The organism is bacterium (genome assembly GCA_014360495.1).
Taxonomy (GTDB): domain Bacteria; phylum Armatimonadota; class JACIXR01; order JACIXR01; family JACIXR01; genus JACIXR01.
Map to the genome: position 1 here is coordinate 134958 of JACIXR010000004.1, position 13994 is coordinate 148951.

The window sequence follows — 13994 nt, forward strand, 5'->3', positions numbered from 1 at the left end:
CTTGATTAAAATAAGGAGGGATTAATTATGAGCGAAATTCAGGTTGCCATCGCCGTGGACTTAGTCCTGAAGCTTTTCTTCGACCTCTCGCCTAATGCTGCTGAATGGAAGGAAATAAGCCCAAATCTCTATAGGGCGGGTGATTATCTTCTGAAAGCGGAGATAGAGAAAAGCGAAGGGAGAGCGATAATCTCTTTCTCTCTTTCTCGGAGCGATGAATCTACCTTCACAGTCAACTCCTATGGGTTCACCTGCGATGCTCCCATCTCTGAAATCCATAGAGTCTATCCGTTTTCCGATTGGTTCACCCCCGGTCTTCCCTGGGAGGTGAACCACACAACAGCGGGAAACAGGGGAATTCCCTGCTTAATGCTTCTCCGAAGGGATGGGCAGAATAAGCTGACAATTGGCTTTGCAGACCAAGTCTATGAAAGCCAAATCCACGGTTATCTCCGCTTTTCAGGTGAGGGGCTCTATCATATTGAGGGGAAAAAGCTCTTTCTCCAAAGCACTAAGCTAACCGTAAAGGAGCTCAAGGATGCGATTTATGTCTCCATTGATCCTCGCAATTGGTTTGATGTAGCGAAGGATTATGCGACTTTCGTTGATGATTTCTCAGGCTATAATCCCAACCCCATCCCCGATTGGGCTTATGAGCCCGTTTACTGCTCGTGGTATCCCTATGAGGATAATATAAATGAAAAGATAATATGGGAGAACGCAAAGATAGCGAGAGAGGTCGGCATAGGGACTTTTTTGATTGATGCCGGCTGGAATACCGAGAGAAGCGGTGAATGGAGCTGGATAGATGGAAGATACGGCGATTACATCCCCTGCGCCAGCAAATTCCCTGATTTCAAGGGATTGATTAAGCGAATGCAGAGGGAACTCGGTCTCAAAGTTGAGGTTTGGTTTGCTCCTTTCTGGCTGGGTTCGGAGAGCGAGACATATAAAAAGGGCTTGAAAGAAGCGAGATGCAAGGTTTTAGAGGGAGGAAAGCTAATTGACAACATCAATTTATGCCCTCAAAATCCCCTAACGATAAAGAGGATAGAGGAAATTGTCCGATATTTCTTTGAGGAGCTCGGAGTGGATGGGGTATGGGTGGATTTCGTGGATTCCCTTCCTTGGGAATGTTCCGCCCAACACGAACATATTTATCACACCATCGGAGAAGGAGCGACGGCTTGTTTGGAGAGGCTTTACAAGACCGCAACCTCAATCCGTCCGGATGCGGTTATAGAATACAGGATATTTCACGGAAATTTGAACACGAAGAGGTTCTTGAATGTGCAGGAGACGACCGATACTCCCCATAACTACGATGACAATCGGCGGCTCGGGGTTTATGTGAGAGCCTTCGCCAAAGGGGTTGTGGTTAAAACTGACCCAACGATGTGGAGCGCCAAATGTCCTCCAGAAGAGGTGGCGAAGCACTGCGCTACGATGATAATGGGAGGAGTTCCTGCTTTCTCCTTAGACCTTCCCTCCCTTCCTCAATCCCATCTGCGAATCCTGTCCGCTTATCTCTCCTTCTATAAAAAGCACAAAGATGCTTTGCTAAAGGGCAACTTCCGCCCGTTAACTGCTCTTCCTTCTTTTCCCATCAACATCATTGAGGGGAAGGAGAGTTTTCTCTATATTGGGCAGGAAGCCGTCCCTCCCATCACAATCTCTGATGATTGTGAAGAGCTTTACATCTTCAACTGCACTGAACGAGACACACTTTCCTTCCCTCTTAAGGGAATGGAGAAATTTAAAAAGTTGGTTGTTTACAACGAATATTTAGAGGAGATAAAACAGAGCAACCTTTCCTCACATGAAAACTTGTTCAGCGCTTCAGTGCCGATAGGAGGGATGGTGAAGCTAACTCGTTAGGAAGTGCATTCGGGACACTTCCAGTCCGTTCCTGCGGGAGGAGTAGGATGGTTGGGGGAATGAGGCGGATTGAAGAGGTGCCACCAGTGGCATTCAGTGTAGAAGGCTTCCTCGGGAGTTTCCGTATATTTGAACCAGAAGAAGGAATAGTTTCCCTTTTTAGCACTTTCCTTTATCGCTGTGCCTAAGGATGAATCGGCTCTACCGACGACCTGATGGACCTTACCATCCTGGGAGAGGATGAATGCTCCCGGCTTCTGGGCGTCGGAGACGAAGTAGTCCACCCAGTCCAAAGGATAGGGTCCCTGCATATCCAGCGGCAGCGGTCCTTTCATATTAATCACCTCCCTTCTAATGAGAAATTATCAGATAACTCTTAAGTTTGTCAAGGCAATTTTAAAGGAAAGGATGTCGGATATGCTTCCTCTCTTGGGATTGCCACGGGCTCCCTTTTGGAGCCCTCGCATCTATGGGTATAGGTTTTAGCGACAATTCCTTCCGTAGCGGGATAAGAGCTCCATTGTCATTGCGAGCCTTCTGCGGAGCAGAAGGCGTGGCAATCTCGTATTTAATCATAGAGAAGGAATGAAATTGCCAGGTCCTCCTTTGTCGGACTCGCTTCTTTGGATATAGATTTTTATATGAAACATTTTGTTTTTCGTTATTTGAAATCCGCCTTTTTCAAAAACCTTTACCCATGCCAGCAATGACAGTAAGTAGCCTTACCTTCGGGAAGCCTTGCAATTAGAGGGATAGATTCCTGCTACATCTAAGGAGGACTGGTGAGACGGGAAGGAACTTATTGCCGGGATTTCGGAAGGAAATCTCTTGATGATAAAAGTGAGGATAATCCACCTTGCTCGGCTGAGCATCTTTACCTAAAATGCCTTGGTTATTAAGACAAGTTATACAGGTCTTTGAAATTATCGTGTGCCCTTAACTGTTTCAATTTTCTCTTTTACAAAACAATCCCACAACTATAAACTTATTATCAGTTAAAACTTTTTACTTTCAATTTAAAAATGGCTATCTATCTCTTCGTAATATTAGGCGTAATAATACTTGCGTTGATGACCCCCTATATTGAAATCGTCATCTGGGGGACGCAAATAGGCTCTATCACTCCACCTCCCGGTCCCCTTATCATCCTTTTCTTCTTGGTATTCATCTTGAATCCCCTTTTGCTTCGTGTTCGGCGAAGGGAGATTTCCCGAACGCATCTGCTTTTCCTTTACGCCGTGCTCCTCTTAATCGCCGTTCTCCCCTCCTGCCAATTCGCCCAATGGCTTCCATCGGTCGTCACAGGTCCATTCTATTTCGGAACCCCTGAGAACAAGTGGCTTCCCCTTACGAAGTACATTCCGCATTGGTGGACTCCATTGGATAAAAGCAAGATAAAATGGTTCTATGAGGGATTGCCTCCAGGAGAGCATATTCCCTGGGGAGAATGGGCTCGTCCCTTCTTAGCCTTTGCCCCAATGGTGATGGCATTTTACTTCACCCTCTTTTGTCTTTCCTTCATCCTTCATAAGCACTGGATAGAAAACGAAAAGCTAACTTTCCCTCTAGTTCAGCTTCCCTTGGAGATTACGAGCCAGGCGAGGAACATCTTCAAGGACAAGCTCTTTTGGCTCGGCACGGCTGTTCCTGTCAGCGTCCATCTTCTAAACGGTCTCAGCTATCGCTTTCCCTTCATTCCCTCAATCCCTTTACGAGATATTAACATAGGCATCTATTTTTCCTCTCGCCCTTGGAATGCAATCAATCCCTTTTTCATCTGTATTTATTTTTGTCTCATTGGCTTCGCCTTTTTAACGAGCAGGGATGTCCCTTTCAGCATTTGGTTTTTCTTCTTGCTATATAAGCTCTCCTGTGTCTTCGGCTCGGCGATGGGTTGGACGCCCGGTTGGGAGGATAGGAGCTTACGAGGGACTTCCTTCCCCTATATTGAGGCACAGGAGGTGGGTTCAATGCTCGCCCTCGTGGGGATGGGTCTCTGGGGAGCGAGAAGGCATATAAGGGAGATGTGGGGGATTGCGTTTAAAAGAACAAGAGACGACCCTGAGGCTCCGCTTTATCGTCTATCTTTCATAGGTGGAATTCTGGGATTCGTTGTGCTGGTGATATGGGGGATTTTCGCTGGTATGTCCCTCTGGCTTTCCTTCACAATCTTCTTCTTGTCTATTTTGTTTGCCCTTGGCGTGAGTAGGCTCATGGCTGAGGGTGGGGTGAACTTTCTATGGGCGGCGCAGAGCGGTCCAAATTATCTGATATTCGCCCTTGAAGGAGGGCGAATATTGAGGATAAGGGAATGGCTTGTCCTACTATCGCTCCCCTATTTTATCTGGAATTTCAAGGGACCAGTTGGTCCCCAGAGTTTTGAATCATTTAAGATAACTCAAGAGGCAAGGCTCTCTAACAAGGGGTTGTTTTATATCTTCCCAGTAGCGATGCTCTTAGCTATGGGAATCGCGTATTTCTATGTTATTTACATTGTTCACACAAAGGGTGGAGGGGTTTCCCTATGTGATTATCGCTTCGTTCATGTGGGGCAGAGACCATTTATGGAGCTCGTCTCCGTGACAGACCATCCTGAGAAGATATTGCCTATAAGGGTATTGATGATGGTTTTCTCCTTCGCATTCACCATATTTCTCTTCTCAATGCGTTGGCGATTTTTGTGGTGGAGATTCCACCCCATCGGTTATGTAACGAGCACGATTTGGGCGACTAATTATATGTGGTTCTCCCTCTTCCTTGGCTCCTTTTTCAATTATGTTATCACAAAAGTGGGTGGGTTGAAGCTTTACAGGAGGGCAAGGCTTTTCTTCCTTGGTTTCATAATGGGCGACTTTCTAATGCTCGGTTTCTGGCTTCTAATAGATGCCTTTGTGGGAACAAGAGGCTTCAGACTGTTCGGCAACTGAAGTGAACCTTGCGATATAAGAGATTTTTATATGAAGATTTAAGGAAAAATAGGGTTTTTTCTCTCTAGCGTAATTGAGAGGCGGAGGAGCCAGTTTAAAAGATTTTCCCTTTTCCTCCTCAAGGTAATATTAAAGCCTCAAAGGTCGTAGTATTCCTTGTAAGCCTCTAAGTAAGCTAAGAAGTTCTCGGGCTTAACTCCTCTATGGATAACATTGCTTGTCATCAATATATGCCTTTTCCCTCCACCTTCATCCAAACATCTCTTCACTGCTTCTTTTACCTCCTTTGGCGTTCCCAGAGTCAAGAGCCATCTGCAATCAACATTTCCCACTAATGTTATCCTATCTCCGAACCTTTCCCTCAAGAGTGGTATCTCCATTCCCGCCGCCTTGTCTATCTCCTCATAGCCGTCAACTCCCGCTCCCAAGAGGAAGTCGTCAATTATGGGCCAGAGATTGCCATCCGAGGCGTGAATGACAAGCGCTCCCAGAGAATGGAGGTAGTCGGAAAGCATCCGCACGGCGGGAAGGAGGACTTCTCTATAGCAGGAAGGGGAAATCAAGGGACCTTTATCGCTCGCCAAATCGCCGCCTATCCCAATCACATCAGCCCCTTCCTCTATCAATCTCTTGCCCAATTCCATCGCCCATAAGGCTTGCCTTCTATAATATTCCGCTAAAAGCTTTGGCTCGGTTATGAACCATGCCAGCATATAAGTTGGGAGGACGGCGACGGGAAATGTATAGAGCGAACACATGATGGCTAAATTTAATCCCCTTTCCTTCATCTTTCTCTTCGCTCTGCGGAAGAACTCAAATTGGTCATCTCTGAACTTCGGCGGTTGAAATTCCCCCTCCAGGAGCCATTTTCTCATCTCCTCTTCCTCGTTCTCCCTTTTTATCTTCGGAATGAAGGTATCCATGTCCGATTCGGGACAATATTTTATGAAACCGCCTTCCACTTCCCAGAGGTAATTCCCGATTCTCTTGGGGCGCTCATAATCTTTGGGTATGTTCAAGCCGAGCCTGACCATATCAAAACCGCAAATCTCCGCCACATTAATCGCATCCTCAGCCATCTCTTCAATCAACCCATCCCAATCGCCTGCCTCAAGGAATTCCATCCTATAGGGGAAGTCGTCAACAGCTGAAGGCTTCCCTAAAATCTCTCTCACGCTGGGAGACTTGACCTCCCTTTCAAAGATTGGTGTTCTATCGGGAGTGCCCTTGAAAGCGGAAATAACTCTCTTCCTTGGCGTCATAGGGTAGATTTTATACTTGTTTAGAATCCTTATCAACTGGTAAAATTTTAGCGGAGGTGCCAAGAGTGTCATATTTCAAGAAAATTGCTATTTTCCTTTTCCTTGCTTTAGCCCTTTCCGCCCATCCGCAGGTTTTCGTTTGGCTTGAGGGGGAGAAGCCTAGCGAGGCGAATCAGCAGTTTGATGTTGCTAAAGTCAATGAGGTCTTGAGCGAGGGAGCTTGGCTTGTGAAAACACTGAGCAAAGAGGATGTATTGGCTGGTAAGTTGGGAAATGGTCTGCGTCTCGTCTATAACTTTCATATTGAAGAAGAAGGGAATTACTATTTTTGGATTAGGCTTGGCTATGAATTCGTCAGGGCTCCTATCGTTTGGCAAATAGACGAGGGAGAGAAGCGAGAGATAAAATCGGATGAGCTGACGACTAATTTGACCGAGTTGGGTCCTTGGTACGAGGTAGCTTGGTTGAAGGTAGGGGAGGTTTTCCTTTCCCATGGCAATCATAAATTGACGATAATTGCCAATAATCCCGGTCCCGATGGACGCTTTCTTCTTGCCATAGATGCGATAGCATTCGTCAAGGGAGATTGGGTTCCCGATGGGAATTTGAAGCCGGGCGAGGAGCCGAGCGGCGAATTGGATGTCAAAGCGATGGACAATATCTTTCGCTTCTCCAACGAGATTTTGTCTAGAATAAAAGAAGGGAAAAGGGGTGAACTGTCTCTCAACGGATTGTGGCAGGTTTGCCGATACGACGATTTGGATATGGATAGAGGCACTTATGAGCCTCTGCGGGAACTTCCACCTCAACCCCATTGGCGTGGCATCAATGTCCCTTCCAATCTCCATTCCCTTCCCCCCTTGAATATGGCGCATAGGGTTTGGTATCGCTGTAGGGTGGAGATACCGAAGGAACTATCGGGAAAGAGCTTCATTTTAGATTTCTCTGGGACTAACTGGATAGCCTCTGTGATAGTGAACGGCGTCTTCATCGGTTGGCATAAGAGCACTCGCGTTCCATGGAAAATAGACGTAACGAAGGCAGTTAGACCTGGAGAGATAAACGAGATATTGATAGGGATAAAGGACGCTTGGTATGCCATTGATTCCCAATTCCACAAGTCATCCCTAAATAGGATGAGAAATGTTCCCATTCAGAACTTCGGGCACATCCGTTTCGTCGCCCCAATTTATCCTTCCACAAAGGGAGATGCGGATGGGACGGAATGCGGAATCACTGACCCCGTTTCCCTCATCGTCGCGGGAGAGGTTTATGTGGATGATGTGTTCATAAAGACAAGCGTTAAAGATGGACAAATAACAGTAGAATTGAGGCTGAAGAGCAATGCGGAAATCCCTAAGAGAGTTTCCCTTGAATCGGAGGCGGTCTTTGATAAAACGAAAGAAATAGAGAAGAAATTCCCTGTTCAAAACATTGAGATTCCCCCTAATGGTTCTGTCGAATGTCAAGTCGCAGCTGAATGGAAGGATGCGAGGTTATGGGTTCCCGGCGATGACCCAGCCAATCTCTATCGTTTTCGGATGAGATTGTTAGCAGATGGAAATCTAATTGATGAAACTGAGACGACTTTCGGTTTCCGGGAAATAACTATTGATGGCATATATATCAGGGTTAACGGTATCCGATACAATTTTTGGAATCTACTGGATGGTTTGAAAGGGAGGACGCCGGAGGAGATGCTTGAGCATTTCAGGAAGGGGAACAATAGGTTTGAGAGATTCAGCGAGGACCTCAGATTGAGGCGTTTCTTCGGTCCTCGCAGGTTTCAGCTTGATTGGACGGACGCTCATGGCATTCCTGGACGCCTATCAACGATGATAGATGGGATGTTCATAAACTACGACCTATCAAATCCCCTGGTATGGGAGAACTTCCGCGAGCATATTCAGCAGGTAGTCCTTGCCTATCGCAATCATCCTTCCATATTCTTCTATAGCCTTGAAAACGAGATAGGCTTCATAAATGGGCGTCTTGCCTATAGGCATATAATGGATAAAGTGGAGAGTGAGCTCAAGAGGTTGATTGAGGTGGCGAAGACCTACGACCCCACACGCCCCTGCTTTCTTGATGGAAGCGGTGCTTTGAGGGACCAGAGCGCCGATATAAATTGCCTCCATTATCCTGAAGCACAGTGGGATGAATATCCTGAGGGAGCCTATGAGCTAAAATTCGATAAGTATGTGGAGGAGATGGGTTGGAATTGGGATAGGCAAAGACCATTGGCGATGGGGGAGATGACATTTTTCTCCGGCAAGAACGCCGACCACGCCTGGATAGGCGGGGATAAGGTCTTTGAGGGGCGGTATTTTGCCAAGCGAGCCTATGCTAAATTCGTGAATTTGTTGCTGGAGGCGTATCGCTGGAACGATGTAGCCATCCTCTGCCCTTGGATGGGGATGGATGATTTCCCCGAATGCTGGAGGACTCTCTCGCCCTTGGCTGCTTTCGTAAGAGAGCAGAATTGGAGATTCTTCTCCGGAGATAAGGTGTTAAGAACAGTCAAGGTTTTCAATGATACGCTTTCTTCAAAGCCGATAAGGTTTTCCTGGCAGGTTCAAATAGGGGAGAAGAAAATCGCTGGCGAAGAGAAAACCTTGCATATAGAGCCGGGTTTCGGCAAGGAGATGAAGATATCGTTTGGCTTGCCGAAAGTGGATAAGAAAACAATCGCAAAATTGACCCTGAGCGTCAGCCAGGAAGGGGAAAAAGGGTTTCAAGATGTCAAGATATTTTCCATCTTTCCTCCTATTAAGGGAATCTCTATTAAACATCCTATCTATGTCTTCCCCATTGATAACAAGCTGATTGATTTTTTGAAAAAGTGGGGGATTTCTCCCAAGCCGATTGGCTCGCTTGAAGAGGTTAGAAACTTCCCTGCCATCTTGATAATATCTCCAAATTCCCTATCCTCAGACATGGCGAATTCCGATTTTCTCTCCAGCTTGGTGGCGAAAGGAGCAAGGATAATTTGTCTTGAGCAGACGAATCCAATCAAAGTGATTGGCTCGCTGAATTTGAAGCCGACTCAGCATGAAGCGAGCTATAATTTCCCCCTCGGTGTCTTTTCTCAGATATTTTCCAATTTGGGACAGGAGGATTTCTCCTGTTGGGCGGGGGATTCTCCCACAGCGGAGTATGTTTGGGAGAAGCCGGCGGGAGGGGCGCGCTCTCTGGTGGTATGCGGTCCGGGATTGGATTTCGCGAGTCTCCTTGAAATAAAGCTCGGAAAGGGAGTATTATTAGCATCTCAGCTCAAAATCGGGGAAAAGTTGGATATGGAACCCTCCGCTCAACTCCTCTTTGCAAATCTCTTGAAATACGCTGATTCATATCAACCGCCGGAGAAAAGGCTTCTCGCTTATGTCTCGCAGGAAAAATTGAATTTCCTGAAATCAAATGGATATAGAATAGAGGAGGTCAAAAGCCTGAGTGAAGCGCTCTCGCAGGCTTCGGCTGTTCTTATCGTTGAAGCTGATAAGAGCAGGATAGGAGAGCTCCTTGCCAATAAAGGGAAAGTTGAGGATTTCGTTAATAAGGGCGGTTGGATAATGCTTTGGGGATTGGCTCCCGATGGTATGGAGGATTTCAACAAACTGCTTGGAACGAAGCATCTTATAAGGGAGTTTCGCTTGGAGAGGGTTTCCCTGAACAGGGACCCATTGAACGAGGGGTTGGGCAATTGCGATGTCCTTCAGTATACGGATGAGGAAATAATGTTCGGAGACAAATGGCTCTCGCAAAATGTCTATACTTATTGTGTTGATGGTGAGGATATAGCGCCCTTCTGTAGGCTTCCCAATCAGCCCGAGGGACCGTATCGTCCAACGAAGGACGACCATGACCCCTTCAATTTGGTGAATGGGATGACGGGGCATGATTTCTGGCGCTATATCTATCAGATTTGGTATGGGGATTGGAATCCCGAGGGCTCGCCTCCCTTCATTTTCCGATTACCTGTGCCGGCGAAGATTAAGAGCATTGAAATCTGGAATAATGCCTATTACGACACGATAAAGGATTTGGAGATTCAAATGGATGGGAAAAGGGTCTTGATGACAGAGCTTCCCGATGCGATGGCGCCGAAATTGATAAATTTGGATGGAAAAGAGGCGAAGGAAAGCATATCGTTCATAGTTAGAAGCGTGAGGAAGCATCAAGATATGCCCCTGGTTGGTATTGATAATGTGAGGATAATAAGGGAGCTCCCCGATTGGTATAAAGGAAGGGTTTATCCACTAGACAATGTGGGGGGATTGGTACGATATCCGAGGGGAAAGGGAGGATTTATTTTGAACCAATTGAACATCTCCGCTCCCGATACGAAGGAGAATATGAGTAAGAAAAGGAGGATTTTAGAGGTCATTCTCATGAATTTGGGAGTTTCGTTAGAGAGTTTTCAAGAAAGGCAATAGATTTTCTTAACTTTAAAGTTCTGTAGTGATACCGCTCTTTTCGTCATTGTGATACTAATCCTCTCTGTCATTGCGAGGTGCGAATAGATGAAGCAATCTCAACAGAGATTGCCACGCCCACCTTCGGTGGGCTTCCAAAGACAAAAATATGTAGAGACTGTTGTACCTACTTTTCATTTGAAAGGTCAATTTTTCTTAAATATTCCCTTTTTTATTTTTTCCTCTGTAGTGTAAGATTAGATTGAATTAAAAATGAGGAGCTGATTGAGATGATAAAGAGGAAATTGTTAACGATTCTTCTCTTATCTTTATTTCCCTTCCTATCCTTACCCGAGCAGAAGCTCGGCAGATTCTCCCAGGTTATCTCCCAAAGGGAGGGATATATCTGGAACATCCACTACGCGGTATATGTGGAAAGGGGATTTAAGGTCTTCGCTATCCTCCCTCAACGAGGAGACGACGCTTTCGGCAAATCTCTCTACGCCGGCTTCCTCACTCTCCTTATAGATGACCAATATCTCTATTCTCTTTTCCCCGACCCAAAAGATGGTACCGAGATAATAGAGGCTGATGAGAATCATATTATCGTTGCGAAGAGCGCTTCAACCCCTGATTTCAATGCGAGGACATTCTGCGAGATTTGGATTGGCTATCCCTATCTTCGCTTTTGGGCGGAGATAGAACCGAAAAGAAATCTCCATATCCAATATGTTCTCACCGGCTACCCTTGGGCTGAGCTAACCGCCCCCTCCAACTGGATACTTTCAGATGGAGAAATCAAAGAGATTAAAGAAGGTTATATTTTAGCTCCGGGAAGTAAATTGAAGAATGGCTATATAGCCTTCCATCCATCCGAGCCTGTCACCTATCTTTTTCTCTTCACTCATCACCCTTTATCAATCTTCAAGAACGAATGGGAAATCCGCGTATCCTTCTCCAATTCCCTTTCGCCCGGCAGGAAGTATACACTTCCGCCTCTATATTACGCCGTTCTGCCATCGGATTACAAAACGATAAAGAAGGAATTGGTTGAGAAGCTCTGGCGTTCTTGCTTCTCAGCTCCCGAAACAATTGAAACTAAGTTCGGTAAAGACGGCAAGGGCGCCTTTGTTCAATATCACATCAAGTTCAAAAAAGAGAAAGGAGAATTCTCTGTTAATCCACTCAAAATCCTTCCCATCCCTCCCACTATAAGCGAGTTAGCTAAACCCTCCTTTACTATTTCCTCCTTGCTCGGCGATGTGGGCTATATAGATGGTGAAGGGGCAAGGATTTATCTTCCCATCCCAGCGAATATCAATTCGCTCACTGTGAAATTTCCTCCCCTCCAGAGGGAGAAGCAGGAAATCGTTGAGAAACATTTAAAGGAGATTTTGAGACATCAAAATCCCGATGGAACATTCTCCTTTTCCCGTGGGCGTCCCTTCTATGATGGGCTCACCACTTCCGCACTCATCCAACTTTATCCCATACTTTCCTCACCTCTTAAAGATAATGTGGCAGAGGCTGTGAGAAAATGCTTGGATTATTGGTGGGGAAGGTTGGAGAGGGATGATAAGTCTGGAATTCATTGGTTTCCAGAGCCACCACCCTCAATTCCCCAAGTTGACTACCCCGAGATAACTTCCACTCTCCTATATCCCACCGCTGCTTACGCCCAGCTCGTGGATAGGAAATACATCTCCCAAATACTTGACAAAGCCATCCAATTAAGGGAAAGCTTGCCTCCCGCCTACGATTGGACGGGAAGCGCCTATGCTTTCCCCGGTCCCGATTACCTTCATATAATAGTTGAATCAACCGTTGGCGGTTATCTCGCCTATGCAAGCTTATACCACATTTTCAATATGGCGGGAAGAAAGGATTTAGCGGATGAGTTCTTCGCGAGAGCCTCCTTTGCTTTCCGGGCGATGGAGCTTTATAGACATAGAAAAGAATACAAGGAAGAAGAAATCGTTTCGGAGATAAAGTGGGACAGCTTCAAAATAAAGATTGAGATACCCTGGGATTACACGATGTATACTTGGTTTTCCTTTGTTCCCCTTTGGTGGCTTACGAAGGAGGATGTTTATAATTTGTGGAATGTCTTGGAAAGGGAGAAGTGGTGGAGATATTATGAGAAAAGCCCCCAGCGAGCTTATGATTACGCTCATTTAATTGCAATACATAGGTTCAAGAAGGAGGATTGGAGGAAATATTTGTCGGAGTTCGAGGACAAGCCCTTTGCCTACGATTACTTTGATTACACTCCTGTTTTCACCGTCATAGCTTATCCCTGGCTCGCTCTTCCAGATTAAAATTTGAATTTCCATATCTTTTACTCGGATTTATAATTCTTCTTACTATGCCTCCGAAGGGTTTCTTGTTCTCAGGAGTGAATTGCGGTTTGAAGAAGGGAAAGCCCGATTTGGGCATCATCTATACGGAAAAGCCTGCTAATTGGGCGGGGGTGTTCACGACTAATGCATTTAAATCGGCTCCCGTCATAGTTTCGCAAGGGAAAATGGGCAAAAAAGTTAGAGCGATAGTTGTCAACTCGGGAAATGCTAATGCGGGCACGGGTGAGGAAGGAATCTCCGACGCGGAGGAGATGTGTGCCGAGGTAGCGAGAAACCTGGGAATAAAGGAAGAGGAGGTTTTGGTAGCATCAACTGGGGTTATAGGGGAAAGGCTTCCAATGGAGAGAATCAGGGAGGGAATAAAGAGAGCGGTAGGGCAATTATCCTCTGATAACTTCCCCAAATTTGCGGAGGCGATTATGACCACCGATACATTCCCCAAACTCGTGGAAAAGGAATTGGATGGCGGAAGAGCTTTCCTATTGGGAATGGGGAAAGGAGCGGGAATGATTCATCCCCAGATGGCTACTATGCTCGTCTTCCTCTTAACTGACGCGGATTTTCAATCCCATCAACTTAAAGAATGCCTGAAAAAAGCGGTAGATGTCTCTTTTCACTGTTTAAGTGTGGATGGCGATACCTCAACGAACGATTCCGTCTTCGTTTTAGCTAATGGGATGAGCGAGATGAACGACGTTTTCACCTTCCAAGGGGCTTTAAATGAAGCTTGTGTTGATTTGGCGAAGATGATAGCGAGGGATGGAGAGGGTGCAACAAAGCTAATTTTGATAAAGGTGAGAGGAGCGAAAAGCGAAGAAGAGGCAAGGGGAGTGGGGCGAAGGATAGCGGTTTCCCCATTGGTGAAGACAGCCTTCTTCGGCGCCGACCCCAATGTGGGTCGCATCCTATGCGCTATAGGAAACTTTCCCTTTGAGACGGCGCCAGCGGTTGATATCTTCATCTCGGGAGAAAAGGTAGCGGAAAGTGGGGCGATTATAAAATTCAATAAGGAGGAACTGCGAGATTTTCTGAAAAATAATCGGGAGATAGAGGTGGAGATAGATTTGAAGCGTGGGAACTCATTCGCCATTGTCTATACTTGCGATTTATCCTATGATTATGTGAAGATAAACGCTGAATACACGACATAAGGAG

The 13994-nt window shown here is 46.0% G+C and carries 7 protein-coding genes; 5 read left to right on the top strand and 2 right to left on the bottom strand.

Annotation, left to right across the window (positions count from 1 at the left end):
* The first annotated feature begins 27 nt into the window (after nt 1–27).
* Nucleotides 28–1878, top strand: coding sequence for an alpha-galactosidase (locus H5T88_04520; protein MBC7329605.1), 1851 nt, complete (start codon nt 28–30; stop codon nt 1876–1878).
* Here H5T88_04520 and H5T88_04525 read toward each other — a convergent pair.
* Nucleotides 1875–2213, bottom strand: a complete 339-nt coding sequence (locus H5T88_04525) for a hypothetical protein (protein ID MBC7329606.1) — start codon at nt 2211–2213, stop codon at nt 1875–1877. The genes H5T88_04520 and H5T88_04525 overlap by 4 nt on opposite strands.
* Before the next feature lie 687 nt (nt 2214–2900).
* On the opposite strand from H5T88_04525, the gene H5T88_04530 reads away from it, so the two are divergent.
* Nucleotides 2901–4805 (top strand): hypothetical protein, encoded by a 1905-nt coding sequence (locus H5T88_04530; protein MBC7329607.1) that lies wholly within the window; start codon nt 2901–2903, stop codon nt 4803–4805.
* A gap of 137 nt (nt 4806–4942) precedes the next feature.
* On the opposite strand, the gene H5T88_04535 is transcribed toward H5T88_04530, so the two are convergent.
* Entirely contained in the window at nt 4943–6103 is a 1161-nt protein-coding gene (locus H5T88_04535) for a hypothetical protein (protein ID MBC7329608.1), read from the bottom strand.
* Nucleotides 6104–6123: 20 nt separating this feature from the next.
* On the opposite strand from H5T88_04535, the gene H5T88_04540 reads away from it, so the two are divergent.
* The 3 genes from H5T88_04540 (at nt 6124) to argJ (ending at nt 13990) form a co-directional block, all read left to right on the top strand.
* Nucleotides 6124–10500 (top strand): hypothetical protein, encoded by a 4377-nt coding sequence (locus tag H5T88_04540; protein MBC7329609.1) that lies wholly within the window; start codon nt 6124–6126, stop codon nt 10498–10500.
* Nucleotides 10501–10769: 269 nt separating this feature from the next.
* Nucleotides 10770–12797: a hypothetical protein gene (locus tag H5T88_04545; protein ID MBC7329610.1), complete on the top strand. Its 2028-nt coding sequence runs from the start codon at nt 10770–10772 to the stop codon at nt 12795–12797.
* A gap of 47 nt (nt 12798–12844) precedes the next feature.
* Nucleotides 12845–13990: a bifunctional glutamate N-acetyltransferase/amino-acid acetyltransferase ArgJ gene (argJ, locus tag H5T88_04550; GenBank protein MBC7329611.1), complete on the top strand. Its 1146-nt coding sequence runs from the start codon at nt 12845–12847 to the stop codon at nt 13988–13990.
* The last annotated feature ends 4 nt before the right edge of the window (nt 13991–13994 follow it).

Excerpts from the sequence above, each read along its gene's own strand:
- H5T88_04520 (MBC7329605.1), top strand. The coding sequence starts at position 28 with ATGAGCGAAATTCAGGTTGCCATCGCCGTGGACTTAGTCCTGAAGCTT.
- H5T88_04525 (MBC7329606.1), bottom strand. The coding sequence starts at position 2,213 with ATGAAAGGACCGCTGCCGCTGGATATGCAGGGACCCTATCCTTTGGAC.
- H5T88_04530 (MBC7329607.1), top strand. The coding sequence starts at position 2,901 with ATGGCTATCTATCTCTTCGTAATATTAGGCGTAATAATACTTGCGTTG.
- H5T88_04545 (MBC7329610.1), top strand. The coding sequence starts at position 10,770 with ATGATAAAGAGGAAATTGTTAACGATTCTTCTCTTATCTTTATTTCCC.
- argJ (MBC7329611.1), top strand. The coding sequence starts at position 12,845 with ATGCCTCCGAAGGGTTTCTTGTTCTCAGGAGTGAATTGCGGTTTGAAG.